General features: G+C 49.9%; 2 protein-coding genes. One reads left to right on the forward strand and one right to left on the reverse strand.

Annotated features, from left to right (window positions below):
- Nucleotides 1–110: 110 nt before the first annotated feature.
- Nucleotides 111–674 carry a hypothetical protein gene (locus GOB87_RS16425; protein WP_166319180.1) on the forward strand — a complete coding sequence of 188 codons (564 nt, stop codon included), beginning with the start codon at nucleotides 111–113 and terminating at the stop codon, nucleotides 672–674.
- A 146-nt stretch (nucleotides 675–820) separates the two neighbouring features.
- Here GOB87_RS16425 and GOB87_RS16430 read toward each other — a convergent pair.
- On the reverse strand, nucleotides 821–1,226 hold a 406-nt coding region (locus tag GOB87_RS16430; RefSeq protein ID WP_166319183.1), incomplete at its 5' end, for an aspartyl/asparaginyl beta-hydroxylase domain-containing protein.

Genomic DNA, 1,226 nt, shown 5'->3' on the forward strand with positions numbered 1-1,226 from the left:
CTCAATCAGAGGTTCCCAGATCGCCCATGTCTCGTCCGTAAAGGTGCCTGTTCTGTCTCCTTCTTCCATCCCTACAATATGGGAAGAAATTCAAGATCTAACAGGCCCTAGTGCTGACTGACGATCGGCTAGGTTACGTTTCTTCAATTCAGATTCGGCAATGTAAGTCTGTACCAGCACCAAAAGAGGAAGATCTTCTATACACCAGTCACGGGCGAACCTGGACGACAGAAACTGGTGATAAAAAAGTATATCTGCACAATGGGCTCTACTTCGGTATCCTGGTTTGTAGCGAACTTCAAAACATACGATATCGCGAAGGTTTTCAGGGTCACATTGATTGCTTGATCACACTCTCGTGGAATCAGGATCTGGAAAGCCTTTCGGCTTTGGTTGATGCTGCGGCCCTTGATGTACATGCTTATATGGCACTGGTAAACAATCGTCGATATGGCGACAGTCGGCTGCGACGACCGGCCAAGCGCTCGTTCGAGCGTGACGTATGTCGTATTCGTGGCGGGCTGAATGATCAGCTGGTAGTTGTCGAGATAGATCCCACTCGGTTGCGTCAGCAACAAAGCCGCGCAAAGCGCTGGCCGCGCACAACAGATTTTTACAAACCCGCGCCGGAGGGCTTCAATATCTCTCCTGCGCGCCGGTGCATTCCCGATTGATAGTTATGAGATCTTTTGTAAGTGGCAGCTTTCGGTAATACCGGCTTGATAGCCGACTTTCTGCTTCCCCCCCAAATCAGACCAGCAGATATTTCTCCCATATTCCTCCACCTGCCACCATTTACACTACGCACAAGGGCAAACGCTCACGCACTCCGCCCCTGCCGACGTGCATTCCAACGCTCTATGCCTGCCTTCGTATCTTTGACAAACGCGGAATACCGAACACCCATCAGGAAGATCTTCTGAGCAATGCGCCCAATGCCGGATACAGGGCGCTCAAACTGAATGAACAGGATACCGCGTATCTCATCCGTGTCGTTCTCGACACAATGCGTGTAGGTATCATCAAATATAAAAAGCTTCCCCTCAGCCCAATACTGTTTGCGCCCCCCGATCTCAATCCTGCATTTCGCGCTGTCTTTGGGAATGCTGAGACCCAGATGGAGGGTTCTAAAAACCCCCTGGTTTTGAGGTCTTCTGTATGATTCTATTTCTTCTGCGTTGATTGAGGGAATGGCGATATGAAGCAGTCTGGTTTCTTTGATGTTG

This window comes from Acetobacter estunensis, assembly GCF_011516945.1.
Taxonomy (GTDB): Bacteria; Pseudomonadota; Alphaproteobacteria; order Acetobacterales; family Acetobacteraceae; genus Acetobacter; species Acetobacter estunensis.